28 protein-coding genes are annotated in these 26,779 nt (G+C 67.1%); 4 read left to right on the top strand and 24 right to left on the bottom strand.

The annotated features are described in order from the left end of the window. Positions 1-2 precede the first annotated feature (2 nt). From rplN to ACZZZQ_RS12150, 18 genes are all read right to left on the bottom strand, one after another. Entirely contained in the window at positions 3-371 is a 369-nt protein-coding gene (gene rplN, locus ACZZZQ_RS12235; protein ID WP_053097479.1) for a 50S ribosomal protein L14, read from the bottom strand. Next, a complete protein-coding gene (gene rpsQ / locus ACZZZQ_RS12230) occupies positions 368-685 on the bottom strand; it encodes a 30S ribosomal protein S17 (RefSeq protein ID WP_053097480.1) in 318 nt (105 codons plus the stop codon). The genes rplN and rpsQ overlap by 4 nt, the downstream gene beginning before the upstream one ends. After that, positions 685-1,002 (bottom strand): 50S ribosomal protein L29, encoded by a 318-nt coding sequence (rpmC, locus tag ACZZZQ_RS12225; protein ID WP_017829202.1) that lies wholly within the window; start codon positions 1,000-1,002, stop codon positions 685-687. The genes rpsQ and rpmC overlap by 1 nt, the downstream gene beginning before the upstream one ends. After that, entirely contained in the window at positions 1,002-1,421 is a 420-nt protein-coding gene (rplP, locus tag ACZZZQ_RS12220) for a 50S ribosomal protein L16 (RefSeq protein WP_053097481.1), read from the bottom strand. The genes rpmC and rplP overlap by 1 nt, the downstream gene beginning before the upstream one ends. Beyond that, positions 1,421-2,176, bottom strand: coding sequence for a 30S ribosomal protein S3 (gene rpsC / locus ACZZZQ_RS12215; RefSeq protein ID WP_042538759.1), 756 nt, complete (start codon positions 2,174-2,176; stop codon positions 1,421-1,423). Before rpsC ends, rplP begins: the two co-directional genes overlap by 1 nt. Beyond that, complete coding sequence (gene rplV, locus ACZZZQ_RS12210) at positions 2,176-2,574, bottom strand: 50S ribosomal protein L22 (protein ID WP_053097482.1); 399 nt, start codon at positions 2,572-2,574, stop codon at positions 2,176-2,178. Before rplV ends, rpsC begins: the two co-directional genes overlap by 1 nt. A 25-nt stretch (positions 2,575-2,599) precedes the next feature. Continuing rightward, the gene (rpsS, locus tag ACZZZQ_RS12205; protein WP_017829205.1) at positions 2,600-2,881 is read right to left on the bottom strand and encodes a 30S ribosomal protein S19; all 282 of its coding nucleotides are present in this window, start codon (positions 2,879-2,881) and stop codon (positions 2,600-2,602) included. A 12-nt stretch (positions 2,882-2,893) separates the two neighbouring features. Further along, positions 2,894-3,733, bottom strand: a complete 840-nt coding sequence (gene rplB, locus ACZZZQ_RS12200) for a 50S ribosomal protein L2 (protein ID WP_053097483.1) — start codon at positions 3,731-3,733, stop codon at positions 2,894-2,896. A gap of 20 nt (positions 3,734-3,753) precedes the next feature. After that, entirely contained in the window at positions 3,754-4,077 is a 324-nt protein-coding gene (gene rplW, locus ACZZZQ_RS12195) for a 50S ribosomal protein L23 (protein WP_053097484.1), read from the bottom strand. Beyond that, on the bottom strand, positions 4,074-4,736 hold the full coding sequence (gene rplD / locus ACZZZQ_RS12190) for a 50S ribosomal protein L4 (protein ID WP_053097485.1): 663 nt from the start codon (positions 4,734-4,736) through the stop codon (positions 4,074-4,076). The genes rplW and rplD overlap by 4 nt, the downstream gene beginning before the upstream one ends. A 2-nt stretch (positions 4,737-4,738) precedes the next feature. Then, on the bottom strand, positions 4,739-5,398 hold the full coding sequence (gene rplC / locus ACZZZQ_RS12185; RefSeq protein ID WP_053097486.1) for a 50S ribosomal protein L3: 660 nt from the start codon (positions 5,396-5,398) through the stop codon (positions 4,739-4,741). 8 nt (positions 5,399-5,406) lie between these two features. Further along, entirely contained in the window at positions 5,407-5,715 is a 309-nt protein-coding gene (rpsJ, locus tag ACZZZQ_RS12180) for a 30S ribosomal protein S10 (RefSeq protein WP_017201594.1), read from the bottom strand. Between the two features lie 864 nt (positions 5,716-6,579). Further along, a complete protein-coding gene (locus tag ACZZZQ_RS12175; protein WP_363361418.1) occupies positions 6,580-6,792 on the bottom strand; it encodes a hypothetical protein in 213 nt (70 codons plus the stop codon). A 120-nt stretch (positions 6,793-6,912) separates the two neighbouring features. After that, positions 6,913-7,857 (bottom strand): M23 family metallopeptidase, encoded by a 945-nt coding sequence (locus ACZZZQ_RS12170; RefSeq protein WP_463507670.1) that lies wholly within the window; start codon positions 7,855-7,857, stop codon positions 6,913-6,915. Between the two features lie 74 nt (positions 7,858-7,931). Continuing rightward, entirely contained in the window at positions 7,932-8,438 is a 507-nt protein-coding gene (locus tag ACZZZQ_RS12165; protein ID WP_463507669.1) for a hypothetical protein, read from the bottom strand. Positions 8,439-8,516: 78 nt separating this feature from the next. Then, positions 8,517-10,061 (bottom strand): sugar transferase, encoded by a 1,545-nt coding sequence (locus ACZZZQ_RS12160; protein ID WP_463507668.1) that lies wholly within the window; start codon positions 10,059-10,061, stop codon positions 8,517-8,519. A gap of 38 nt (positions 10,062-10,099) precedes the next feature. After that, positions 10,100-11,839 (bottom strand): DUF4012 domain-containing protein, encoded by a 1,740-nt coding sequence (locus ACZZZQ_RS12155; RefSeq protein WP_463507667.1) that lies wholly within the window; start codon positions 11,837-11,839, stop codon positions 10,100-10,102. A gap of 73 nt (positions 11,840-11,912) precedes the next feature. Then, positions 11,913-14,000 carry a glycosyl hydrolase gene (locus ACZZZQ_RS12150; protein WP_463507666.1) on the bottom strand — a complete coding sequence of 696 codons (2,088 nt, stop codon included), beginning with the start codon at positions 13,998-14,000 and terminating at the stop codon, positions 11,913-11,915. A gap of 162 nt (positions 14,001-14,162) precedes the next feature. On the opposite strand from ACZZZQ_RS12150, the gene ACZZZQ_RS12145 reads away from it, so the two are divergent. Together ACZZZQ_RS12145 and ACZZZQ_RS12140 are read left to right on the top strand one after the other, a co-directional pair. Further along, positions 14,163-15,290, top strand: a complete 1,128-nt coding sequence (locus tag ACZZZQ_RS12145) for a glycosyltransferase (RefSeq protein WP_463507665.1) — start codon at positions 14,163-14,165, stop codon at positions 15,288-15,290. Next, positions 15,287-16,252: a glycosyltransferase family 4 protein gene (locus tag ACZZZQ_RS12140; RefSeq protein ID WP_320490341.1), complete on the top strand. Its 966-nt coding sequence runs from the start codon at positions 15,287-15,289 to the stop codon at positions 16,250-16,252. Before ACZZZQ_RS12145 ends, ACZZZQ_RS12140 begins: the two co-directional genes overlap by 4 nt. Here ACZZZQ_RS12140 and ACZZZQ_RS12135 read toward each other — a convergent pair whose 3' ends face one another. The 5 genes from ACZZZQ_RS12135 to ACZZZQ_RS12115 form a co-directional block, all read right to left on the bottom strand. Beyond that, positions 16,253-17,359, bottom strand: a complete 1,107-nt coding sequence (locus ACZZZQ_RS12135) for a glycosyltransferase family protein (protein ID WP_463507664.1) — start codon at positions 17,357-17,359, stop codon at positions 16,253-16,255. Continuing rightward, positions 17,356-18,456, bottom strand: a complete 1,101-nt coding sequence (locus tag ACZZZQ_RS12130; protein ID WP_463507663.1) for a hypothetical protein — start codon at positions 18,454-18,456, stop codon at positions 17,356-17,358. Before ACZZZQ_RS12130 ends, ACZZZQ_RS12135 begins: the two co-directional genes overlap by 4 nt. A gap of 17 nt (positions 18,457-18,473) precedes the next feature. Further along, positions 18,474-20,090 carry an ABC transporter ATP-binding protein gene (locus ACZZZQ_RS12125; RefSeq protein WP_463507662.1) on the bottom strand — a complete coding sequence of 539 codons (1,617 nt, stop codon included), beginning with the start codon at positions 20,088-20,090 and terminating at the stop codon, positions 18,474-18,476. Positions 20,091-20,142: 52 nt separating this feature from the next. Next, entirely contained in the window at positions 20,143-20,994 is an 852-nt protein-coding gene (locus tag ACZZZQ_RS12120; RefSeq protein ID WP_463507661.1) for an ABC transporter permease, read from the bottom strand. Positions 20,995-21,099: 105 nt separating this feature from the next. Next, positions 21,100-22,266, bottom strand: a complete 1,167-nt coding sequence (locus ACZZZQ_RS12115) for a nucleotide sugar dehydrogenase (protein WP_463507660.1) — start codon at positions 22,264-22,266, stop codon at positions 21,100-21,102. 40 nt (positions 22,267-22,306) lie between these two features. On the opposite strand from ACZZZQ_RS12115, the gene ACZZZQ_RS12110 reads away from it, so the two are divergent. Further along, positions 22,307-24,640 carry a glycosyltransferase gene (locus ACZZZQ_RS12110; protein WP_463507659.1) on the top strand — a complete coding sequence of 778 codons (2,334 nt, stop codon included), beginning with the start codon at positions 22,307-22,309 and terminating at the stop codon, positions 24,638-24,640. Positions 24,641-24,654: 14 nt separating this feature from the next. Here ACZZZQ_RS12110 and ACZZZQ_RS12105 read toward each other — a convergent pair whose 3' ends face one another. Further along, positions 24,655-25,704, bottom strand: coding sequence for a hypothetical protein (locus ACZZZQ_RS12105; protein ID WP_463507658.1), 1,050 nt, complete (start codon positions 25,702-25,704; stop codon positions 24,655-24,657). A gap of 129 nt (positions 25,705-25,833) precedes the next feature. On the opposite strand from ACZZZQ_RS12105, the gene ACZZZQ_RS12100 reads away from it, so the two are divergent. After that, positions 25,834-26,775, top strand: a complete 942-nt coding sequence (locus ACZZZQ_RS12100; protein WP_463507657.1) for a hypothetical protein — start codon at positions 25,834-25,836, stop codon at positions 26,773-26,775. The last annotated feature ends 4 nt before the right edge of the window (positions 26,776-26,779 follow it).

Raw genomic sequence — 26,779 nt, 5'->3', positions numbered from 1 at the left:
ACTTAAATAACCTCCGGCGCCAGCGAGACGATCTTCATGAACTTCTTGTCACGAAGCTCGCGACCGACCGGTCCGAAGATACGGGTGCCGCGGGGCTCCCCGTCGTTCTTCAGGATCACGGCGGCGTTCTCGTCGAACTTGATGTACGAGCCGTCGGGACGACGCGTGGACTTGACCGTGCGGACGATGACGGCCTTGACCACATCGCCCTTCTTGACGTTGCCGCCGGGGATCGCGTCCTTGACGGTCGCGACGATCGTGTCACCGAGTCCGGCGTAACGACGGCGCGAGCCGCCGAGCACACGGATGGTGAGCAGTTCCTTCGCGCCGGTGTTGTCGGCGACCTTGAGGCGGGATTCCTGCTGGATCACTTGGCCTTCTCCAGAATCTCCACCAGACGCCAGCGCTTCGTGGCGCTGAGCGGGCGGGTCTCGTTGATCAGGACGAGGTCGCCGATGCCGGCGGAGTTCGCCTCATCGTGCGCCTTGACCTTCGAGGTGCGGCGGATGACCTTGCCGTAAAGCGGGTGCTTCACGCGATCCTCGACCTCGACCACGATGGTCTTGTCCATCTTGTCGCTGATGACGTAGCCACGACGCGACTTGCGGTACCCACGGGCATCCGCATCGCGAACATCGTGCTCTGCGTGCTCAGCCTCGACGGCAGCTTCCTTCTTGGTGGCCATCACTCAGCCTCTTCCTTCACGGCGTCGTCAGCGGAGTCCGCCTTCTTCGCCTTCGACTTGGTCGCCTTCTTGGCCGGAGCCTCGACCGGAGCGGGCGTCGCACGGATGCCCAGCTCGCGCTCGCGGATCACGGTGTACAGGCGCGCGATGTCGCGCTTGACGGCGCGGATGCGGCCGTGGCTCTCCAGCTGGCCGGTGGCCGACTGGAAACGGAGGTTGAACAGCTCCTCCTTGGCCTTACGCAGCTCCTCAACGAGGCGCTGGTCTTCGAACGTGTCGAGCTCTGCCGGAGCGAGCTCCTTGGTGCCGATCGCCATTACGCGTCGCCCTCCTCGCGCTTGATGATGCGTGCCTTCAGCGGCAGCTTGTGGATTGCTCGGGTGAGGGCCTCGCGAGCGAGCTCCTCATTGACGCCTGCGACCTCGAAGAGGACGCGACCCGGCTTGACGTTGGCGACCCACCACTCGGGGGAACCCTTACCGGAACCCATGCGGGTCTCGGCAGGCTTCTTGGTGAGGGGGCGGTCGGGGTAGATGTTGATCCACACCTTTCCACCACGCTTGATGTGACGCGTCATCGCGATACGAGCGGACTCGATCTGACGGTTGGTCACGTAAGCGGGGGTGAGGGCCTGGATGCCGAAGTCGCCGAAGGAGACCTTCGTGCCACCGGTGGCCTGGCCATCACGCTTGGGGTGATGCTGCTTGCGGTACTTGACCTTGCGGGGAATAAGCATCAGGCAGACGCTCCTTCTGCGACAGGGGCCTCGTTGCGCGGCGCGCGGCGGCGGTCGCCACCACGGTCGTCACGACGGGACTTCGGGGCGTTGGCCTGCTCGCGAGCAAGCTCCTTGTTGGTCAGGTCACCCTTGTAGATCCAGACCTTCACGCCGATGCGGCCGAAGGTGGTCTTCGCCTCGTAGAAGCCGTAGTCGATGTTCGCGCGCAGCGTGTGCAGCGGCACACGACCCTCGCGGTAGAACTCCGAGCGGCTCATCTCGGCGCCGCCGAGGCGGCCGGAGACCTGGATGCGGATGCCCTTGGCGCCAGCGCGCTGCGCGCCCTGGAGACCCTTGCGCATCGCACGACGGAACGCCACGCGAGCAGACAGCTGCTCGGCGATGCCCTGTGCGACGAGCTGAGCGTCAGCCTCGGGGTTCTTGACCTCGAGGATGTTCAGCTGGATCTGCTTGCCCGAGAGCTTCTCGAGGTCGCCGCGGATGCGCTCGGCCTCGGCGCCACGACGACCGATCACGATGCCCGGACGGGCGGTGTGGATGTCGACGCGGACGCGGTCACGGGTGCGCTCGATCTCGATGTTCGAGACACCGGCACGGTCGAGCTGCGTCTTCAGCAGGTTGCGGATCTTGATGTCCTCGGCGACGTAGTCGGCGTAACGCTGACCCGGCTTCGTCGAGTCCGAGAACCAACGCGACACGTGGTCCGTGGTGATGCCGAGGCGGAAGCCGTACGGGTTTACTTTCTGTCCCATTACTTGCTCGCCTTCTTGTTGCTGTCGCTTGCAGCGGCCGGAGCCGCCTCAGGCGTCGAGAGCACGACCGTGATGTGGCTCGTGCGCTTCTTGATCTGGAAAGCGCGACCCTGTGCACGAGGCTGGAAACGCTTGAGCGTCGTCCCCTCGTCTACGTAGGCGTTAGCCACGTACAGGTCCTGCTCGTCGAGGTACTCGCCGTCACGATCCGCCTTGACCTGTGCGTTGGCCATGGCCGACGCGACAAGCTTGTAGATCGGCTCACTGGCGCTCTGCTGTGCGAACTTCAGGATCGCCAGAGCCTCCTGGGCCTGCTTGCCCTTGATGAGCGCGACGACACGACGAGCCTTCTGAGGGGTCACGCGGATGTGTCGCACGCGTGCGATGGACTCCACCATTTCTCTCTCCTCTATCGCCACCGCGTCAGCGGCGGCGGCCCTTCTTGTCGTCCTTCTCGTGGCCGCGGAAGGTGCGGGTGGGCGCGAACTCGCCCAGTTTGTGGCCGACCATGGTCTCGGACACAAACACGGGGATGTGCTTGCGACCGTCGTGGACCGCGATCGTGTGACCCAGCATGGCCGGGATGATCATGGACCGGCGAGACCAGGTCTTGATGACGTTCTTGGTGCCGGCTTCGTTCTGCACGACCACCTTGCGAAGCAGGTGATCGTCGACGAAGGGGCCCTTCTTAAGACTGCGAGGCATCTTCTCTTACTCCTACTTACGCTTCTTGCCGGCGTTACGACGACGCACGATGTACTTGTCGCTTTCCTTGTTGGCGTGACGGGTGCGACCCTCAGCCTGGCCCCACGGGGAGACGGGGTGACGTCCACCGGACGTCTTGCCCTCACCACCACCGTGCGGGTGGTCGACCGGGTTCATCGCGACACCACGGACGGTCGGGCGGACGCCCTTCCAGCGCATGCGGCCGGCCTTGCCCCAGTTGATGTTCGACTGCTCGGCGTTGCCGACCTCGCCGATGGTCGCGCGGCAGCGCGCATCGACGTTGCGGATCTCGCCCGAGGGCAGACGCAGCTGGGCGAAGTTGCCATCCTTGGCCACGAGACGGACGGATGCACCGGCCGAACGTGCCATCTTCGCGCCGCCACCGGGACGGAGCTCGATCGCGTGGATGACGGTACCCGTCGGGATGTTCTTCAGCGGGAGGTTGTTGCCCGGCTTGATGTCGGCACCAGCACCCGACTCGACGACGTCGCCCTGCTTCAGCTTCGCCGGCGCGAGGATGTAGCGCTTCTCACCGTCGAAGTAGTGCAGCAGCGCGATGCGTGCCGTGCGGTTGGGGTCGTACTCGATGTGAGCGACGCGGGCGTCGACGCCGTCCTTGTCATTGCGACGGAAGTCGATGACACGGTACTGGCGCTTGTGGCCACCACCGATGTGACGGGTCGTGATGCGGCCCTGGTTGTTGCGACCACCGGTCTTCGAGAGCGGGCGCAGCAGCGACTTCTCCGGCGTCGATCGGGTGATCTCGGCGAAGTCAGCCACCGACGAGCCGCGACGGCCCGGGGTCGTGGGCTTGTACTTGCGAATAGCCATTATTGTCCTTATCCCCCGGATCAGCCGATTGCCGTGAAGATGTCGATGGTGCCCGACTTCAGGGTCACGATGGCGCGCTTGGTGTCCTTGCGCTTGCCGGTGCCGAAGCGGGTGCGACGAGCCTTGCCGACGCGGTTGAGGGTGTTGACCCCTGCGACCTTGACGCCGAAGATCTTCTCGATGGCGAGCTTGATCTCGGTCTTCGAAGCGCGCGGGTCCACGAGGAAGGTGTACTTACCCTCGTCGATGAGACCGTAGCTCTTCTCGGACACGACCGGCTTCAGGATGACGTCGCGCGGGTCCTTGTTCAGGGCCGTCTGGAGAACAGATGCCTGCTCGCTCATGCGGAGACCTCCTGGTTGGCGCCGGACTTCGAGGCGATGAAGCCCTCGATCGCGGCCTGGGTGAAGACGATGTCGTCGGAGACGAGAACGTCGTAGGCGTTGAGCTGGTCGAACGTCAGAACGTGAACGTTGCTGAGGTTGCGGATGCTCTTGAGCGCGAGCTCGTCGTTGCGCACGATGACGACCAGGACGTTCTTCGACGTGGCGACCTGCGAGAGGAAGCTCACGGCTGCCTTCGTCGAGGGGGCGCCATCGGTGCCGAACGTGTCGATCACGTGCAGACGGTCCCCGCGGAAGCGATCGCTGAGTGCACCACGGAGGGCTGCGGCGATCATCTTCTTGGGGGTGCGCTGCGAGTAGTCGCGCGGCTTGGGGCCGTGCACGATTCCACCACCGGTCATGTGCGGCGCGCGGATCGAGCCCTGACGGGCGTTACCCGTGCCCTTCTGCTTGAAGGGCTTGCGGCCTGCACCCGAGACCTCACCGCGACGCTTGGTCGAGTGGGTTCCCTGGCGAGCCGCCGCGAGCTGCGCGACGACGACCTGGTGGATGAGCGGGATGTTCGTCTTGGCGTCGAACAGTTCGGCGGGAAGCTCGATCGAGCCAGCCTTCTTGCCGTCTGCCTTGAGGACGTCAAGCGCGAGAGTGGAGTCAGCCATGATCAGGCACCCTTCACTGCGTTGCGGACGTAGACGATGCGACCACGAGCACCGGGGACGGCGCCCTTGACGAGCAGCAGACCCTTCTCGATGTCGACGGCGTGCACCGTGAGGTTGAGGACGGTCACGCGCTCGCCACCCATACGGCCGGCCATGCGCATGCCCTTGAAGACGCGGCTCGGGGTCGACGATGCGCCGATGGAGCCGGGCTTGCGGTGGTTGCGGTGCGAACCGTGCGAAGCCGAGACGCCCTTGAAGTTGTGACGCTTCATGACACCGGCGAAGCCCTTGCCCTTGCTCGTGCCGACGACGTCGACGAGCTGACCGGCTTCGAACGTGCCGTCGACCGTGAGCTCCTGGCCCAGCGAGTAGTCAGCGGCATCCGCGGTGCGGATCTCGGTGACGTGACGACGCGGCGTGACGCCGGCGGCCTCGAAGTGGGCGGTCAGCGGCTTGTTCACCTTGCGCGGGTCGATCTGGCCGTACGCGATCTGCACGGCGTTGTAGCCGTCCTTCTCGGGGGTACGGATCTGCGTGACCACGTTCGAGGCGAGCTCGATGACGGTGACGGGAACGAGCTTGCCGTTCTCGTTCCACACCTGGGTCATGCCGAGCTTGGTGCCGAGCATGCCCTTGGAAATCTTGGAGTTGATGTCAACCATGTCCGACCTCAGAGCTTGATCTCGATGTTGACATCGGCAGGCAGGTCGAGACGCATCAGCGAGTCGACAGCCTTCGGCGTCGGGTCGACGATGTCGATCAGACGCTTGTGGGTGCGCATCTCGAAGTGCTCGCGGCTGTCCTTGTACTTGTGGGGCGACCGGATGACGCACACGACGTTCTTCTCGGTCGGAAGGGGCACGGGGCCGACGACTGTTGCGCCCGCACGGGTCACGGTGTCGACGATCTTGCGTGCGGACGTGTCGATGACCTCGTGGTCATACGACTTCAGGCGAATGCGGATCTTCTGTCCCGCCATTGTCTGCTCTCTCTCTTTAAGCGTCTTACCGACCTGGGCCGGGTGACCCAGGGGCATTGGACGCACGTCGGCGCTGTTCGCGCCTCGGCACTCGAACGGCTCTCGCGAGTCGATCTGCTGCACCACTGTTCTGCTGTCATCCCGCACGCCTCGGCGAGCGGATGTCCGACCTCCGCCGCGCACGGCGAAGCCCTCGTGATGAAGATGTCGGGATCGTTCTGCCACCCGCGGCCTAGGTCCCTGCGCGTCTGCGCCGCCTATGCACTGTCGTGATGGTGATCCGGCTGACGCTGAGCGCGCCGGAATGTCGAACCTGTCTATTCTGCCACGGCCGATTTCACTTACGCAAACCCGGGCGTGTCGCAGTCGCTGAGCATCCCCTGAGTGCGCACCCCAGCCGTCGGATCGGCGCCTCTGATCGACGCCGCCGACGACCCCTCAGCGCGCTGAGGAGAGCGGGGCGAGGCATCCCCATGCCTCGCCCCGCTTGGGGAGGGCGTTCAGTGCGAGGGGGCACACCGAACGCGAGGACTCCGGCGTGAAGGGACGCCGGGTTCCTCGACCGAGGGCGCGGCGAAGAGACCGCCGCGCGGGCGGGAAGACGTCTGAGCGCACAGAGTGCGCGCGTCGCACGATGATCCCCAAAATCGTTATCCCCAGTTTGACGCGGCGAACCGCGTGAATTCGGGAGGTCGAACCCCTTCGACATCCCTGATCGCAAGTTCCCCAGGCGATCGACACCCATTCTACGCGGACGCCGCGACGAAACGCGATACCGACGGGCGGAATACTTCGTGGCGGACGCAGAAGAGCGGCGACTCCCCCGATGGAGGAATCGCCGCTCCGGAGCTCAGCGGCTCGGGCTCACTCGTTGCCGACGGCCTTGTCAGCGCTGTCGCGGATCTCGTCGATCTTGTCAGCCGCGCCGGGTGCGAGCTTCTTGGCGAAGTCGGCGACGCCGTCGAGCACCTTGTCGCTGATGTCCTCGGCCTGCTCGCTCTTCACCGCCTCGGCGATCTTGTCCTTGTTCTGCTCGTACAGATCCTTGCCCTTGTTGACGGTGTCATCGATACCCATGCAGTCCCCCTTGTGTGCGATCAGTGCGTCGGGTCCCCGACGCACGTTCATTCTGCATGCATCGGGTTGTCGGCGGAAGACATCCGCGCGGCGAGGTCGTCGCCGGCGAGGGTGTCCGCCCTAGGACTGCCAATAGTTCTTCTTGAACACGACCTGCTGCACCCTGATACCGGAATTGAGTGCGCGGATGTCGGCGTACAGCCGCAACGGCCCGGATAGGAAGTAGGGCAGCGTGTAGAGACCGTATGTCAAGGAGTCCGCTGCGGTCGCCTTCGTCGCCGGGACCTCGAGCATCGGCTGAGGTGTCGTGCTCACGACGGCTCCGCTCGTGTTCAACGTCTGCGCCACGACGCGCACCTGGAATCCTTTGGTGACCCCGGTCGCCGCGAGATACAGCGACAGGTCTCCCGTCTCCTTGATGGTCGCGCTGCTCTCGGCCAGCCAGAATGCCCCGGGAGCCACGGGGATACGAGCCCACGCTCCCTCGGGCAGGACAGCGTTCCATGACAGTGTGGATGACTTATGGGTGGGCACAGGATCCTCCGCTGGGGGCTGGTAGGGCCCGGTTTCGACGTAGTTCTCGAAGTCGACCGAGTTGGTGAATCCCAGCTGGGACGGCGTGCCGCCGATCCAGAGGGAGACGTGGACGTGGGGGCCGTAACCGGCGTCGCTGCCGAAACCGGACGCGCCCGAGTATGCGATCACCTGTCCGCGTGCGACACGTGCTCCCAAGGGAACCGCGCTCGACTGCAGGTGGAGATAGCGGATGTAGTTGCCGTCATCCGCTCGGAGCGCCAGATAGCGTCCGGTCGCCGTCGTCGTGGAATCCTTCCGATCGACGATGACCCCATTGGCAGCCGCCCGGATCTCCGTGCCGGTGATCACCGCGTAGTCGGTCCCCGGCTCGCCCGATGGCGGATTCCGGTTCTTATGTCCCTGCCAGGAGCTCGAGATGCGGACATCGCCGCAGGGCCGGAGGTAGGTTCCCGCCGCGGTCGCGCTGAGCCCCGGGGAGAACAGATCCCAGCCGATGGCGGACGCACCGATCGCCGTGCCCGCAGCCATGAGCATCACGCGCCGGGAGAAGATCGGCTGTGCTGGCGGGCTGGTCGAGGGCTCGGCATCCCCCGCGTCGCACACTAGCGATCGCCGCCTTCGTTCTCGCCGCGGATCAGGTTCTCGATCTGCTCTTCGGGCAGAGGCTCGAGCGATGCCGACGACATGCCGAGCTCGGGCGCGGTGCGCGAGCCGCCGATCGTGCACTGGGCCTGCGCTTCCATGCCCGCAGCCTGCGCGGGCACCAGCACGAGCCATTCGGGCGACACCAGTCGCTGCTCGATGCGGGTGTCCTCGATCGCGAACGCGACATCGGCGGGAAAGGCCGAGAGGGTCGCGTCGATGCAGATCTGCGCCAGTTCAGCGCCGGCGAACCCGCCGAAGCCGTCGGGGGTGGCGCTCGGCTCGGGAGTCCTCGGCGATTCAGTGGGCTCGCTCGTGGCCGACGGGGTGGCGTCGGGCACCGTCGTGGCGGTGGAGGTGGGCGCCGGGCTCGACGCGCCTGGCAGCGCGGCACAGCCCGAGGCGCCGCCGACCAGGATGACAGCCAGAGCACTCGCGGCGACACGCCAGACAAGGGGGGATCTCATGATTCTGAATGTACCGAGCGATACGGCCGAGCCCGGGATACGACTCGGACAGTCGCGGCGAATGTCGTCGATGGGACGTCAGTGCGCCGTCGCGCCGGGGGCGACCACAGTGCGGACCGTGCGGAACAGGATGATGAGGTCCTGCATGAGCGACCAGTTCTCGACGTAGTACAGGTCGAGGCGGATGGTCTCCTCCCACGACAGCGACGAGCGTCCGCTCACCTGCCACAACCCGCTCATGCCGGGTTTGACGAGCAGGCGGCGATGCGCGAAGTCATCGTAGAGCTCCACCTCCGAGGCGCGCTGAGGGCGGGGGCCCACGAGGCTCATGTGCCCGAAGAACACGTTGACCAGCTGGGGCAGCTCGTCGATGGAGTGTCTGCGGAAGAAACGTCCCACCCTGGTGATGCGCGGGTCGTCGTTGATCTTGAACAGCGGCGTCCCGGCGTCGCCCTGCAGATCGAGCAGGGTCGCCAGCTGATCGTCGGCGTCGGCCACCATCGATCGGAACTTGAGCATCCCGAAGGTGCGACCTCCCCGGCCGATCCGCTCCTGGTGGAAGAAGATGCTCCCGGGTCCGTCGATGCGGATCGCGATGGCCGCGATGAGGAAGACCGGCGACAGGATGACGAGCAGCAGCGAGGATCCGACGATGTCGAAGGCACGCTTGAGGAATCGCTTCGCTCCCTCCATGCGGGGGAAGTCGACATGCACGAGGGGCAGACCGGCGACGGGGGTCGCGTGCATGCGCGGCCCGGCGATGTCCGTGAGCACGGGGGCCATGATGAGCTGGATGTCGCGGTCTGACACCGAGTACCCGAGGCGACGCATCGTGAGCGGATCGAGGTCGTCGGAACCTACGATGATCAGGGCGTCGAAGCGCACCTCGTCGAGCACCTTCTCGACGTGCGCGATGTCGCCGAGCACCTCGAAGCCCGAGATGTCGTCCGCGGAGGTGCGCTCGGTGATCACGCCGACGATCTCGTATCCGCTGCTCTTGGCGCGCCGGATCTCCCGAGCGACCAGGGCGACCTTGGACGGTTCTCCGATCACCACCGCCCTGTGCAGGTACTGGCCCGTCTTCTGCCGTCCACGCAGCCACTGCCGGCACATCCAGCGCGACAGCAGGAGGAGCACCAGACCGAGCGGGAAGACGATCGCGACGAGCGCCCGCGACAGCTCCATCCCGAGGAAGAAGGCGATCGCCACCGTGACGGCGAAGGCACCGATCGACGCGTTGACGATGCGACGGTACTCGTCGGCTCCGTGCCCGACCGTGTGGCGATCACGGGAATCGGCGACGTCGAGCGCGATCAGCCAGAGGATGCCGATCACTGCCAGCACCAGGAGGTACGACACTCGCGGGCCTCCCGGCCAGGAGACGCCCGTCAAGAGCCCGGGGAGCACGATGATCGCCGAGATGATCAGCGCGAGCAGCACGACGATGACGTCGTTGTAGAAGAGCCGACTCGCGTAGAGGCGGGTCCAGGCTGCCCGCCGCGGCTTCTTCACGCGGACCGAGGCTGTGCTGCTGGTCGCCTGCACGGGGCCGGAGACACCGCGGTCGAGTTGATCGACGACGATCCTCACCCCCTGGACTGCGCTGACGTCAGACCCGAGCAAGTATATCGGTCTGCGTGCGCTCCGCGACGGAGACCGGATCAGCCTGCACAGCCGTCTGTGACGACGGGCTTCTCTCCTCGGACCATGGGATTGGTCTGCACCTTGAGCGGCCCGTAGTCGCCGTCCGGCCCGACGAACGTCGCTGCGACATCGACCGAATCACCCGGGTCGAACCATGCCTCGAATGCGACGACGGGTCGACCGAGATCGTCGATGTCGCGATGCATCACCGACACCTCGTCGCCGTTCACCGTCGCGTCCGCCAGCGTGGTCCCCGGAGGGCCGTAGATGTAGATCCAATCCCGGAAGCGCGCGCCGAAGGTCATGCTCTGCACATAGCGGGGCAGCGCCTCGGCCTGCCTCTGCGTCAGGGGCAGCGTGAGAGAGGCTGTGGCGGTGAACGTCGCGGTATCCGCTTCGCAGGTCGCCGTGGCCGTCGTCGCGGTCTCGGTGAAGTAGTCGATCTTCGATCCGTTGCTGTTGTTGAAGTAGATGCCCACAGTGGTCGTGTCGGAGTTCTCCGTCGGAAGCACGCCGCTGATCCGAGCGCCTTCGATGGCGTCGGCGACCTGCTCGTCGTCGCTCCAGGCGAGAACGCTGCCCTGCGAGGCGCTCTCGTTGATCGCCCACAGCATGTCCTTCAGATCGAAGTCGCCGGTGGCGACCGCGTCGAAGACCGCGGCAGCGGTGTCGGCGAAGAATCCATCGACGAGGTCCGGTTCCTTGTAGGAGTCCCAGCGACCGTAGACCTCGCTGAGCAGCAGCGACACGGCGTTGTCCTCGGCGAGCGTCTCGCCGGAGGCCAGCTCGATGGGACCGGTCGCCTTCAGGATCCGGGAGAGAGCGAGAGGGTCGATCGAGACGACGCCGGCGATCTCATCGTCGGCGATGTCGCGCTGCCACCATGCCCGCATGATCTTCGCCGCCGTCGGGAAGTCGGGACGGCTCATGCTCGTGTTGATGTGGTCGACCAGGTAACTCGTGTAGAGGTCGATGGCGCTCTGCGGCACATCGACGTCGACGGCGACGCCGTTCTGATAGTTGCCGCTGTCGCCCTGCGCGCCGATGGAGATCTTTCCCTCGTCGACGCGAACGAGCGTCTGCGCCGCAGCGCTGCCGCCGAGGGCGAGGGTCTCGGCGTTGTTCTGGAAGACGAGGAGGTAGTTGCGCTCGCCGTCGCCCCCGAGCATGTCAGGGAGGACGGCGATCACCGGTGCGGCCGCCGACATCACCTCGTCGACCTCTTCGACTCCGTTGCGCACCATCGACACGAGGAAGGGGGACTGTGAGACGGAGTCCAGCCCCTCTGCGAGTTCGGTGATGCGCTGCGCCTGATCGTCTGTCGCGTGCAGCAGCCGTTCGGTGATCGATCCGGTGGAATCCTCGTCCCCCATCACAGGCAGGGCGACGCCGTTGACGAGCGCGTCGAGCGACTGCGCGGCGAGACGTACTCCCTTGAGGTTGTCGCCCGCAGCGGGGATCCACTCCATGAGCCACCACACCGGATCGGATGCCGCTGCGCCCGCACTTGCCGCGCTCTCGGCCAATTCCGGGAGCACGGCGTCGACGTCCGCGCCGCCGTCTTGGATCTGCCCGATGAGCTCCTGACTCCTGATGAGTCCGTCCTTCACGGTGATCGCCCGGAGTCCGACCCAGCACACCGCGAGGAGGAACGCGATGACGACGAGAGCGACGATCACCCAGACGCGGCGCCGTCGGCTCTGACGGCCCGTTTTCTGTTCGTCGATGCTCTGCGCATCCTGACGACCTGCGCTCATGGACGGCGAACCTTTCGTGCTGGGCGGATCTGCTGGAGTATATCGGCGGCGGCTGGAGTCAACACGAGCGCACCTACTCCGCCGACGCCGAGGCCGACGCCGAGGAGATGAAGACGGGAGAGGCGCCGAGAGTCACCGTGACCTCGCCGTCCTCCGGCTCGACCGAACGGGTCAGGCCGGTCATGTCCGTGACGGTCAGAGGCACGTCCGACGCGAAGGTGCGCTCGACATCGCCCTGCGCCGACCAGGCGATGCGGGTCTCGTCATCTCCCGATCCGAAGACCTCGACCGTGGTCGAATCGTCCGATTCATCGGTCGTGTACGCCTTGTCGCGCAGCTGAGTGATCATCAGAGCCTGGGCGAAGCCACCCGCCTTCGGTGCGAGAGCGACCACGTTCTCGCGCGGGGCGTTCTCGTAGAGTCCGAAGTTCGCCTCGCCCGCTGCGGGATCGGGCGTGTCGTTCACGAGGTCGTACCAGAAGTACTTCTCGACGCCGTTCGCGAAGGCCAGCGCCTGGTTGCGGACCATCATCTGGCCCTGCTCGAGCGCGGAGACACCGTCGTAGTGCGTCGGGAAGCCCATCTCCGTGACCCACACCGGCCGAGTCTCCCCCGCGACCTCCTGCATGTCGGCGTACGACTGCTGCACGGTGCCGGCGATCAGATCGGCATCGCGGTCGATCCACGACTCGTACGGGTGGTAACTCGCAGCATCGGTCACGGCCATCCCGCCCGCCTGCCAGAACCCGCGGAACCACTCGCTGTCGTAGAGGGCCGTGGATCCTGTGACGATCGGGAGCTCGGGGTATGCCGTGCTGACCTGATCGCGGACGGACTGCGCGATCGGTACGTAGCACGCGGGGGCGGGTCCGCAGGCCGTGTCGTTCTCGCGGTGGTTGAACTCGTTGAGCACCTCGAGCCCGACGAGGTCGAACCTGTCTGCGACGGCCTTCGCATAGGCGCCGTACGCCTGGATCGCCGCCTCATTGCCCGGCGCCTTCCTCGCGCCGTAGAGCCGGTTGCCGTAGACGACGAGACCCAGCAGCTTCACGTCGTTGGCGTGCATGCGCTCGAACTCGCGCACGTAGTTCTCGTCCCAGACGTACTGGCCTGCGACCTTCTCGTTCCGCTCCCACGAGATGTCGTTGCGCACCTCGGCGAAGCCGAGGGCAGCCGCGAGCGACCCGGTGCCGAGGAACGCCTCCTTCTCGACGTGGGAGCCCACTCCGAATCGGCCGTCCTGCGCCACGGTGAAGCCCTCGGCGTCGATCACGGCGACGTCGGTCTGGATCTGGCGTCCCGAGGAGTCCTTCACGGCAACCGTGTAGTGGCCCTGCGGCACCCCCGTCAGCGGCAGCGCCGACAGCGGCCCGCTCGACGAGGACTCGCCGGTGATCGGATCGCCGCCGGCTGTCGAGGTCGCGCTCCACTGCACGGCCCCCTCGGGGAGCGAGACGGCGAGCAGCGCGGACTGGCCGGTCATGACGAGCGAGTCGTTCACGATGCCGGCGGGGGTCTGCACCGCCTCGAAAGAGCCATTCGGCACGAGGTTGTCTCCGCCGTCCGCAGTGATCGACACGTCGTCGATGCCGAACCCTCGCACAGCACCGGAGAGAACCACGTCGACCGACGAGGTCGCGGCCTGATCCGCCGCTGTCGTGAAGGGGAATTCGATGGTCTGCCATTCCGCATCGAGCTCGGGCAGTTCGAAGCTCTGTCCCGCCGCGTTCAGGCGGACACCGGTCTCGACCTCGTCGTCCGCTAGCACGCGCACGGCGACGCTCAGGGTGTACTCGGTGTCAGGAGCGAGCGCGACCGGCGCGGACGCGGCGACGATGTCGGGGTCGTCGGCTGGGGCGTCCACTCGCAGCGAGGCGGCTCCCTGCGCCGCGTCTCCGACTTCGGGGAGCACGGTGCCGACCACGGTGCGGTCGGCGAGGGTCCACCCGTCGATCGACGCACGCGCGACATTCGTGACGGGCACCTCGGCCGGCGGATCGGTCACGACCGGTGTCGGAGAGGCTTCGGGCGATGACTCTGCCTGCGGCTGAGGCTGCTGTCCGGCGATCACCATCGCCGTCGCGGCGCCTCCTCCGACAAGGAGCACGGCGACCGCGCTCGCGATGATGATCGTCTTTTTCGTCGCGCGCAGAGCCATCATGTCCTTCCCCCGGGTATATGCTCCCAACATATCGGGTCGAGTCTGGACGAACCTGACAGCCGTCGCGGCCCCGCACGCGGAACTTCCCTAGACTCGACGCATGCGTGCCGAGGCTTCATCGAGACTCCGCGCCGCTGTGCACCCTGGGGCGAGGGCGGCGCGGTGAGCGGAGTGCTGGTGCACGAATGGCTCGCACCGCGGGGCGGCTCCGAGAACGTCTTCGAGGCGCTGAACGAGGTGTTCCCGGACGCCGCGCGGTATTGCCTGTGGAACGAGAGCGACGGCCGATTCGTCGTCGACGGCGAGACCTGGCTCGCTCGCACGCCGCTGCGCGGACACAAGGCCGCAGCCGTCCCGCTGATGCCTCTCGCCTGGCGGGCCCTCCCGCGCGTGGATGCCGACTGGATCCTCACGAGTTCGCATCTCTTCGCGCACCATGCGAGGTTCGCGGGCTCTGCGCGGGATGCTCCGAAGCTCGTGTACGCGCACACTCCGGCGCGATACATCTGGAACCCCGAGCTCGATCTGCGCGGCGACACGCTCGCTGCCCGAGCCGCGGCGAAAGTGCTCAAGGGGGTCGATCGCAAGCGCGCTCAGGAACCGGTGGCGATCGCCGCCAACAGCGTGTTCGTGCAGAGGCGCATAGCCCAGGCATGGCATCGCGAGAGCACGGTGATCCACCCGCCCGTCGACGTAGCAGGCTTCGCCCGTCCGCCCGCGCCGGACGAACGCGATGAGCGCGTCCTCGCGGCGCTGCCTGAGACATTCCTTCTCGGCTTCTCACGGTTGATCCCCTACAAGCGGCTGGATCTGGTGATCGAGGCCGGGATCGCCGCCGACGTGCCCGTCGTGCTGGCAGGATCGGGATCGGACGAGGCTCGCCTGCGTTCGATCGCCGAAGAGCGCGCGCCCGGTCGTGTCTTCTTCGTCGCGTCACCGGGGGCGGAGCTCTATCGCGCTCTGCTGCAGAGGTGCATCGCCCTCGTGTTCCCGGCGGTGGAGGACTTCGGCATCGTCCCGGTCGAGGCCATGGCGGCAGGCAAGCCGGTGATCGCCGCGGCCGTCGGCGGCACCGCGGAGACGATCGTCGAGGGCAGCACCGGTGCGTTCGTCGAGCACTGGTCGCGCGACGAGCTGCGCAGCGCGGTCGACGTGGTGGCCGGCCTGTCAGCCGATGCCTGTCGTGCGCAGGCGCAGAGGTTCTCGGAAGCGGTCTTCGCCGACCGCATCAGAGAATGGGTGACCGAATCGGTCGACGACGCACGCCTGCCTGAGACGAGGAGCGCGTGACGCTCCTCGTCGACGACCGCTACCGCGGCACGCACGGCATCGGCCGATACGCCTCGGAAGTGCTCCCCCGGCTGACCCTGCCCTGGGAACCACTTGGCCTGGGCGGCACTCCGTTCTCGGGGGTCGACGCCTTCCGTTCGGTGGGACCGGCGGCGGCGCACGACGCTCTCGTCTATTCCCCCGGCTACGGCGCGCTCCTTCGCAGCAGACGACAGCTCCTCACGCTGCACGATCTCATCCAACTGAGCAGTCCGGGACTCGACCGCTGGAAGTTCGCCGCCTACTATTCAGGCCCGGTACGTGCCGTCGTGCGCCGGGCCGGCCTCGTGCTCACCGTGTCCGAGACGTCCGCCAGAGCCATTCGCTCGTGGGTGGACGACGACGACGTCGAGATCGTCAACGCGGGCAATGGATGCTCCGAGGCCTTCCGTCCGCCAGAAGGCGCGCTGCAGCGGTCCGACCCCTACATCCTGTTCGTCGGAAACGGCCGTGCACACAAGAATCTCGATGTGGTCCTCGACGCTCTGAGCGCCGCACGCGACGTGCGCCTCGTTGCCGTCGTCCCTGAGCGCGAGGTCGCGGAGCTGACCGCCAGGGCGACGCAACGGCACGTCGACGCCAGAGTGCGCTGGGTGAGCAACCTCGGTGACGAGGAGCTCGCCGACCTCTATCGCGGCGCCTCATCGACCGTGATGCCCTCGACGCTCGAAGGGTTCGGGCTGCCCGCCTTGGAATCGATCCGCTGCGGCACGCCGGTCGTGTACTGGGCCGGATGCGAAGCAGTCGCGGAGATCGTGGGATACCGCGGTCGTGCGGTGGCCTCCGCCGACGACGCTCACGAGTGGGCCAGCGCCCTGACGGAGGCCGTGTCCGACGAACGCCGGGTCGATCCCCCCGAAGGCTATGACTGGGACCGTACCGCGGGGATCATCTCGGCGACGATCACCCGGATGCTCGACTGACTAGACGCTGCGACTCGGAACCGTCCGGAGGAACTGCTCGAGCGAGTCCGTCTTGCGCTCCCACGACGCGGACGATGCGAGGGCGCCACCGGAACGGTTCGGCGACGGGTGCGCCAGCGCGCGTTCGAGCGCAGCATCCGCGTCTCGGTCATCGGTGTAGACCTCGATGCCGAGGTCGGATGATGCGCCGATGCCGGGCGTCTCGCGCGCCAGGACTGCCAGCCCGGCTGCGAGGTACTCATAGAGCTTCATCGGGCTGCGCCCCGCGTTGAGCGGGCTGTCGGAGAGCGGGAGGAGACCGACGCGCGCCGTGTGCAGCAGGCTCGGTACGTCGGCGTACGGAACGGGCCCCACGATCTCGACATTCGCCGGCAGGGCTCGGGGCGGGCGTGCATCGGGCCCCGCGATGACGAACTCGACGTCCGGCCGAGCCAGAGCCCAGCCCTCGATGCGCTCCCAATCGAATCGGCCGTCGAGCGCTCCGACATACACGCAGCGGGCGCCGCGGGGACTCGCATCAGCGCGCGGCGGTGCGAATCGAGCGGATTCCGCCCCGTTGGCCAGTATCAGCGAGGGCACGTGGAGGTCGCCGAGCCCGCGCAGCACTTCGTCGGAGGTGGCGATCACACCGTCGGCATGGTCGAGAATTCGTCGCTGCAGGGCGTGCTTCACCCCGCCGGGGTAGAGGTCGGTCGGTCGATAGATCACGCGGCTCGAGAGCGACCGTACGGATGAGTCCCAGAGCAGCGGCTGATCGATGAGCACCGCATCGAACGCCGCATCGACTCCCTCGCGTTGCAGCATCCGAGCGACGGTCGGCACCGCCAGAGGCCTCGGCAGGACGGTGCGCGGGACGATCTGCAGCACGCCGTCCCGGTCTCGCTCGGCTCCGCGAGGGATGCCGGTGAGGCGCGACGAGTTCACCCGCCCGGTCAGCCGATGCACGAGGGAGATCGGAGTGCTCACGTGGACGACATCGACCCCGCGGTCGGACAGCACTCGGGCGTAGTGGTGGCTGCCGACCCGGAAGACCCCGAACGGATGGCTGTGCGAGAGGAAGAGGATCCGCCCGGTCGGGGTGCCGGTGCGCGATGAGGTGCCGGTCATGCTCGCGTCCTGCGGATGCCGTCTCGGATCGTCCGCTGAACGCGCTCGAGATGCGCCGCCGCAACGCGCACTCGTTCCGAGACCTCTGCCGCGCGTTCCGGAGTCGGACAGAGGGCCTCCCCCAGGCGGGTCGGGTCGCCGGCGGAGTCGATGGAGAGGCCGTGCAGACCGATCGCCGCGAAGGCCTTCGCGATCTTCTGGGTGGGGCTCGGCACGAGCTCGACGGGGATCGCCCCGCTCAGCGCGGCGAGCACCAGCACGTGCATGCGGTCGCTGACCACGACCTGCGCAGTGTCGTATCGCTGCCGAAGTCGTTCCTCCTGCACGACGGGATCGGTGTCGCCCCAGGCCTCGAACTCGCCGCCGAGCAGGCGTGCGAGCTCACGTGCTCTGCTCTCGTCCTCACGCACCTGGACCACGGTTCGGATCGAGAGACCGGCGAGCTCGGCAGCCTCGCGCACCGCAGCCACCCAGGCGGCGTCCGGCAGTGGACGAGCACCGCGGAGGCTCACCAGCAGCTCGGAGCGATCGCTCCACGGGAGTCCGTCGCGCACACCGGCCGAGAATCCGATGTCGGGTGCGAGCGTGCCGCAGCGCGCGATCGCGAGCGTCGATTCGTCGCGCCACAGTGCCACCTGCGACAGGCGGGCCGCCGCCCGATGGATGGCGAGAGACGGCGATGACGGCGCGCGGATTCCCCGCGGCGGCCGGATGACGACGCCTCCCTTGAGGCGGACGATGAGCGTCTCAGCCAGGAATACCAGTTCTCTGAGCTCGTTGCCCCGATCGAGGGGGATCTCCCCAGCCTCGAAGACCAGAACGGGGCGACGCGGCGCGATGAGGAGAAGCCAGAGCCAGCGCGGCACCGACTTCTTCGAGCGCAGCACGACGGCATCTCCCGGCAGATCCAGCTGTCGCAGCCAGACATCGGGAGCGTCCCCGACATAAGCGACCAGTTGGTCGCTCGTTCCCGATGCCCATCTCAGCGTCTCCCGGCGGATCAGCGCATCGCCGATGTTGCCGGCGGGCCCGGTGAGAGAGACGAAGGTGCGGGTTGCGCGGGGCGCTCTGGACGAGAGTGGAACCAGGCGGCGCATGAGGTAAATCCAGTCGCTCAGGGGATGATCGTTCCGGTTCCGGGCTCCGAGCCCGTGTCGGTTCCGGGTTCGGTCGGCGGCGTCGTCTCCCCGGGAGGCGGCTCGGTGGGCTGCTCCACCGGCGGCTCCGGCTCGACGGGCGCGACCGGTTCAGCCGGGGCGCTGGGCTCCGGGGCGGGGGCCTGCGACGGGCGTCGGATCGGAGTGGTGTTCTCCTCTTCCGGTTCTTCCGGCAGCACGCGCGTGACGGTCACGGGCGCGCTGACTCGCACGCCGTCCTCGTTCTCGGCGGTCACGGTGTAGACCACGGCCTCCGACGCGCAGGAGAAGGGCACGGCCCGGTCGGTGAGGTTGCCGGGCAGGGCTGCGGCGATCGGCAGTTCGAGCGCATCGACCTGCGTCTCTCCCGCCGCGATCGCGACGCTCTCCGCGTCCTCGATCTGCCAGCTCAGCAGCACCTGTCCGTCGTCGGCCTCTTCGGAGGCGCATTCGACGGCGGCCGTGTTCGCGGTGAAGCTCGTGATCACCGGAACCGCCGCGGGGGTGGTCTGCTCGGGCGTCGGACGGGCCGACGGCTCAGCATCGACCGGGGCCGCCACGCTGCTGAGCGTGCCAATGATGGCACCGGCGGCCACCGCGAGCAGCACGGCGACGCCGGAGAGCACCATCAGCAGCACGCTGCGCTTCCTCGTGCGCTTCTCGAGACGACGATGGCGCTCTCGGCGGGCACGCGCACGCGGCTCCCCGGCACCGGAGGAGAGTGTCGCGGCAACCGGCATTGCACTCGTCGAACGAGAGTCCGTCTGCTGATCGACGGACGAGGCGTCGAAACCCACGGCGATCGGAGCGTTCTTCGTCGCCGGCTTCGGCGCCGAAGCCGCGCCGACCGCGTTGGCTCCCGGATTCTTCGTCCACGCGACGTACTCGTCGATGACGTCGTCGGTGGGTCCGTCGGCGATCAGCTCGCCCTTGTGCACCCAGAGAACGCGCTCGCAGGTCTCCTTCAACGAGCCGACCGAGTGACTGACGATCATCACCAGACCCGCGCTCTGGCGCAGCTCGTTGATGCGCTTCTCGCTCTTGGTCCGGAATCGTCGGTCGCCCACGGCGAGAGCCTCGTCGATCAGGAGGATCGAGTGCGCCTTCGCCGACGCGATCGCGAATCGCAAACGCGCAGCCATACCCGAGGAGTACGTGCGCATGGGGTGGTAGATGAAGTCGTTGAGCTCTGCGAAGTCGGCGATCTCGTCGACGTGCTCCGCGGCTTCCTCAGGGGTGAAGCCCATCGCCAACAGACCGAGGCGGATGTTGTTCTCGCCCGAGAGCTCGGGCACGAGTGCCGCGTTCACACCGAGGAGCACCGGACGCTCGCGCGCGAAGATCCGCCCCTCCGAGGGCGGGATGAGGCCGGTCATGGCCCGGAAGAGCGTCGACTTGCCCGAGCCGTTGTGCCCGACGACGCCGATCGACTCGCCCTCTGTGGCCGTGAAGCTCACTCCTCGCAGCGCGGGGACGGTCTGCAGGTCTCGTCCGCCTTTCAGCGAGCGCAGGCTGAACATCGATTCGCGGGTGGTCATCCGCTTGCCCGACGCGTAGACGCGGTAGTTGATGTGCACATCGTCGGCCACGATCATGGCGCGAGGCGCTTGATCGGCGACCGCGGGTTTCTGTCCGGGGAGAAGGAGATCAGTCACTGAGGCCGTATTTCGGTTCGGCTTGCCAGAAGTAGATCACGCCGCCGACGAGCAGCACCAGCGCCCAGATCGGAGCGGCGATCCATGCGAGCAGTGGAGCGGTGTACCCCTCGAGCAGCACATCGCGCGCGATGGCGATGAACTCATAGATCGGGTTGAGATGCACGATCGTGAGCAGTGTCGGGTAGTCGGCGAGCGCTCCGTCAACGTCGAAGAAGATGCCACTGGCGTAGAACAGCACTCGAGTCACGATCGGGATCAGCTGCTGTACATCTCTCGTGCGCACCGAGATCCGAGCGACGACGAGAGCCACCCCGAAGTTGAAGACGCCCATGACCGCGATGACCGGGATGATCAGCAACCATGACCAGGAGATCGGCTCGCCGAGGATGAGCAGAAGGACGCCGAGCAGCAGGATGACCGGGATCATCCTCATCGCCTGCTCGACGATCACGGACAGCGGGAGCAGGACTCGAGGGAAGCCGAAGCTCTGCACGAGTTTGCTGTTGCTGGTGATCGCCTTCGAGCCGTTGCCGAAACATCCCGTGAAGAACTCGAAGACGAAGACCCCGACGATGAGGAACTGCACGAAGTTCTCGGGGCGGGCGGCGCCCGAGAGGATGAAGTGGAAGATCACTCCATACGTGATTGCGAGCGAGAGCGGTTTGAGGACGATCCACAGCACACCGAGGCGATTCGGCAGCAGACCCGAGATCAGCCGGCTGCCTGCCAGCCGCACGGCGAAGGCGCGAAGCCGCCACGTCTCCGCCAGATAGTCACGCAGTCGAGGACGGGTTCCCACCTCGGTCAGACCGGCGGTCGCGGGCACAGCCATCGCTCCCATTCGGAATCCTCTACCTCTCTACCCCGATGCGCAGCGAGTCGGCACCCGGGGCAACATATCGGATCATGCTACCTCACCACCCGAGAGAGTCCTCGAACGCGACGCTCAGTCGCGGCCGTAGATGTCGCGCGTGTAGATCTTGTGGGCGACGTCGTCGAGCGCATCGGTGGAGCGGTTGGCGATGATGACGTCGGCCCTGGACTTGAACTCGTCGAGATCGCGCACGACCTCGGAATGGAAGAACTCGTCTTCCTCGAGCGAAGGCTCGTACACGACGACCTCGACGCCCTTCGCCTTGATGCGCTTCATGATGCCCTGGATCGACGATGCGCGGAAGTTGTCCGATCCCGACTTCATGACGAGGCGGTAGACGCCGACGGTCTTCGGCTCGCGAGCGAGGATGTCGGTGGCGACGAAGTCCTTGCGGGTGCTGTTCGCATCGACGATCGCCGCGATCAGGTTCTGAGGCACCTTCGAGTAGTTCGCCAGCAGCTGCTTGGTGTCCTTCGGCAGGCAGTACCCGCCGTAGCCGAAGGAGGGGTTGTTGTAGTGCGAACCGATTCGCGGGTCGAGTCCCACGCCCTCGATGATCTGCTTCGTGTCGAGCCCGTGCACCACCGCGTAGGTGTCGAGCTCGTTGAAGTACGCCACACGCAGTGCCAAATAGGTGTTGGCGAAGAGCTTGATCGCCTCAGCCTCAGTGGACTCGGTGAGCAGCACCGGCACATCGGTGGCGATCGCACCTTCGAGCAGAAGCGCGGCGAAGGCCTCTCCGACAGGCCCGCGGTCGCCGACGACGATGCGCGACGGATAGAGGTTGTCGTGCAAGGCACGCCCCTCCCGCAGGAACTCCGGCGAGAAGACGATCGACGCCTGCGGATGAGCCGCGTTCATGCGGGCGGTGAATCCCACCGGCACTGTCGACTTGATCACGATCGCGGCGTCAGGGTTCACGGCGAGCACGGTGTCGATGACGCTTTCGACCGACGAGGTGTCGAAGTAGTTGGTGACCTCGTCGTAGTTCGTCGGCGTGGCCACGACGACGAAGTCGGCATCGCGGTAGGCCGCGTCCGTGTCGGTCGTCGCCGTGAGGTTCAGCTCATGCGTGGCGAGATAGTCCTCGAGCTCGACGTCGACGATGGGCGAGATGCGGCGGCTGAGCAGCTCGACCTTCGCCGGATCGATGTCGACGGCGAACACCTCGTGGTGCTGGGCGAGGATGACGGCGTTGGACAGGCCGACGTATCCGGTCCCGGCGATGGCGATCTTCATGCCCTCAGGCTATCCCGGCCCGCGGATAGACTCGTGCGCGATGACACCGCGCCCTCTGCTCTCCATCGTCATGCCGGTCTCGGATGACGACGCGACTGTCGCGACGGCTCTCGAGAGCGCGCTCGCGCAGAGCCTCGTCGACATCGAGATCATCTGTGTCGACGATGCCTCGACCGACGGCACCGCCGAGGTCCTCGAGCAGTTCCGACGACGCGACCCGCGCGTCCGCGTCGTGCGCCACGAACGCAACCTGTCCGCCTTCCAGGCTCGCCGAACGGGAGTTCTCGCGGCGAGCGCCGACCATGTGATGTTCCTCGACGGCGACGATGAGCTGGTCCCGGATGCCGCCGCGATCGCTGTCGCGAAGGCCGAGGCGACCGATGCGGACATCGTCGGGTTCGGTGTCACGGTGGTCGAGCGCGACGGCCGCACCGGCAGCCCGTACGAGGTGCGCCTCCAGCCGCCGCAGCAGTCACTCGCCGGCGACGAGGTGCTGCGCTCCCTCTTCCCCGTGGGGAGACCCGCCCAGGGCCAGCTCTGGCGGTTCCTCTTCCGCACCGGCGTGCTGCGCGAGGCGTACTCTCTGGTTCCCGACGACCTCGTGCTGCCGCGCATCAACGATCTGCCTCTCCTCTTCCTCGCGGCGGCGCTCGCCACGAGCTACGCGGCCGTCCCCGACAAGCTCTACCGCTATCACTTCGGTCGCGGCGGCAGCGGGCACCGGGTCGACACCCTGGAACGCGCCCAGTTCTACACCGGGGCGATCCGCTCGGTCGATGCGATCGGTTCAGCTGTCGATGCCCTCGCCGCCGATCGGACGGATGCGAGCCTCATCCGAGACACCTACGCGTCGGTGCGCTCCTCGATCATCGGCTACGTCTGCTTCCAGTTGGTCGAACACAGCGATGACGGCATGCTCGACACCGCTCTCACCCATCTGCACACGGTCGCCAGCGCTGCGGACATCATCCATGCCGCCGCGCGTTTCTACCCCGCGACCCTCAGGGCTCTCCGATTCCACACGACGTGGCAGGGGCTGCCTGACCGGCCCGCGCACAGCATCCTGCTCGTCACGTCGACCCTGCGCACCGGCGGTGTCTCGGCCGTGCTCACCTCGCAGGCGCGATACCTGCACGACGCGGGCTACCGCGTGACCGTCGTCGCACGCAACGGCGGCAGCGACGCGACCGTTCTTCCCGCCGGCATCCCGTTCGTCGAGCTGACCTCGCGTCAGCTGTCCGATCAGCTCGCGCAGTGGGCCGAGATCTGTCGCGCCCATGAGGTCGACGTGGTCATCGACCACCAACTGCTCTACACCGACACCTGGCCCGAGTTCGCGCTCGTCGCGCGAGCCGAGGGAGCCGCGACGATCGGCTGGCTGCACAACTTCGTCGCGCGACCCGTCTACGACGGCAACGACCGGCTCAGCCTGATCGAACGCTGCAGTCCGGCGCTCGCCCAGCTCATCACACTGTCACCCCTCGATGTCGCCTATTTCCGCCTGCGCGGCATCGATCATGTGGCTTATCTGCCCAATCCCCCGTCTCCGCTGATGCTCGAGTCGCCGGTTCGACCGTCGACGAAGACACCGCCGTCCGACCGGCTCGAACTGGTGTGGTGGGGGCGACTCGAGCAGCGGACCAAGCAGGTGCGCGAGCTCGTCGAGGTCGGCGTGCAGCTGCGTGCTCTGGGAGTGCCCTTCTCACTGCGGATCATCGGCCCCGACTGGGATGACGTCACCGCGAAGAGACTGAATGCCCTCGCGCGTCGTCGCGGTGTCGGAGATGCCGTCGTCGCCGTCGGGCCCCTGCGAGGGGCCGCCCTGGTCGCCGCGATCGACTCCGCGGATGCTTTCGTCTCGACGAGCATCATCGAGGGGTACCAGCTCACGATCGCCGAGGCCCAGGCGCGTGGGCTGCCGGTGTTCATGTACGAGCTCCCGTGGCTGACGCTCGTGCAGAACAACCGGGGTGTCGTCGCCGTGCCACAGGGAGATGCGCGCGGTCTCGCCGCTCGGCTCGCCGAGACGCTCGCCGACCCGGAACACTACGCCCAGCTGTCGCTCGCTTCGTCGGGCGCCGCGTCCCGGGCTCTCGATGACGACTTCGCTCAGCTGTATCGCGAACTTGTCACCGGCACGCTCCCGCCGACGTATTCGCCCGAGCCGACGCTCGATGACGCCCGGCAGCTGCTCGGCCTGCTGGTGTTCTTCGCGCAGCGCGCCGAGGGCCGCTCCGTCACCTCCGCCGCGTCGTCGACCTGGGGCCAGCGCGCGTGGCAGTCGGCGGCGCCGCTCGGCCGCGCGACCCTGCGACGCATCCCCGGACTGCAGCCGCTCGCGTACCGTGCGAAGGGGTGGCTCGGCGCGCGCTGAGGCTCGAGTCGGCGCTAGGCCACTGCGTCCATCGCCGCGTGGATCCGCGCGGTCAGGAGCGCGATCTCCCCGCGGGCGGCCTGCACCGCCGGCGCGAGCGAGGGCAGGCGGGACTCGAAACGCGTCGCGAAGTCGCCGAACTGCTCGTACCGACCGACGAGGTCGCCGAGTCCCACCGCGGCCAGCAGGCGGGAGATCTTGTGGGGGTCGCTGCCCGAACCGATCGGATACGCACCCTCTGTCGCGCCGATGATGAGCCCATGCGCGCGGTCGCTGATGACAGCGAGCGACTGCCGGTACACCCCGCGCACGTACTCGTCGAGCACATCGTGTCTCATGCTCGACGGCATCACGTATTCGCCGCCGAGCGCCTCCGCGAGCCGGACCGCTCGGGGCGCGTCACGCGCCACCTGCGCGACGGTGACGATCCGCATCTGGGTCGCAGCCGCGAACGCGCGCACGTCCGCGAGCCACTGCTCACCCGGCCACGCCCGGTCGAAGCGCATCGTCACAGCGATGAGCCGTCGATCCGCGGCAGGCGCCCACTCGTCGACTGCTGTCCCCTCCGAGTACGCCCAGTCCGGGGCGAACTCGCCGAATCCCGCGGCGTCGCGAGAACCTCGGTCACGCCACGACATCACCGAGGCGTCGCGCATGACGGGGTCGAAAGCGACGCCCTGCAACCTGTCGACGTTCTTGATGCCGATGCCCGCGAAGATCAGCGCGCCGCCCGCGTCGAGCACGCGCGCGCACTCGGCCGCGTGCGCGGGATCGGGGAAGTGGCCCGTGCGCGGGTTGATCTCACCGGCGTTGAACGCTCGCACCCGCCGAGGGGTCGCTGACTCGATCTCCGCCCACTGCCCCCGCGCACTGTAATAGGTGACGTCCGGTGCGGTCTCGAAACCCGCGGCGAAGTCGCTCGTCGCCTCACCGAGATAGACGTGCACATGCCGCCGCGGTCCTCGTAGAGCATCGAGATACGCGAGCCGCAGGGCGGAGTCGCCGAGATTGTCATCCTGCCCGCTGAGCTGGGCGAAGACGTGCTGGGTTGGTTTCACAATCACTGCACCCCACTATATGGTGGCTCTGTGTTCTCCGTGCCCCTCCCCAGGACCGGAGCAGCGACTGAACCGGGCGCGACCGAGGCTTCCGTTCCGACGGTGCTCGTCACCTCGCGTCCCCCTCGATTTCGCGTGGCCTACGTCGATCAGCTCGTCGGCGACGATTCAGAGGGCAAGGCCCCGAAAGGCGTCGTCCTCGAGTACCGCACCGACCCATTCCGGGCGCATGGCGTGGACGTGATCCACCTGACGGACATCACCACCGTCCTCGGCGATCGTCGCACTCACGAGCGTGGTCGCATGCGCCGTGCGAAGCGCTTCACGAAGTTCCTCCGGCGCCGAGGTATCGCGCTCGTCCGCACGGCCCACAGCGAGGAAGCGAGTCACGAGACCTCGCGCGCGGAAGCGATCGTCGACGGCGCGGCAGTGACCGTGCTCTCGTTGCACCCGATGATCGCCGCAGACGGACGGCAGACACAGGTGGTCGGCCACAGCCACCTTCGTGACCGCTTCCTGGGCTTCCCCTCGGATGAGTCCGTGACAGGGCGTGTGCTGGTCACGGCGCTCACCACCCTGGATCCGACGTGCCGCACGGTCCCCACGGTGTTCGGGGTCGCCGACCTGCCTGGGTGGACGCTGCGCATCGCGGGCAAGACGCCCGCTGATCACGAGCGCCTCTATGCGGGCGCCCTCGCGGATCTCATCGGGACGGTGTCGCTGCGCGACGAGCTGCTCTCGGATGCAGCATCCGTCTCCGAGGTGAGCCAGGCTGAGATCGTCCTCGTCACCGCCCCCGAGACCTATGACGCACAGTGCATCCTCATGCTCGCTCTGTCGTTGGATCGACCTGTGCTCGTCGAGGACACCCCGCAGACACGGTTGCTGGCCGAGGAGGTCGGCGCTACCTGGGTGCGGCGCCACACAGGTCCGTTGACCGCGCAGTCGCTCGAAACAGCTCTCGCCGCTCTCCGAGCGGATCCCCCCACCGGCAGGCCGAACCTCGATCTGCGCGCGCCCAACCTGATCAGCGCCCACTACGGCGCGGTGTACCGCACCGCAGCCGCGACCCGCTGACGCG

Source organism: Microbacterium sp. AC132 (assembly GCF_979258525.1).
Note: the sequence above shows the minus strand (reverse complement) of the source record. Positions and strands in the feature narration are given on the sequence as shown.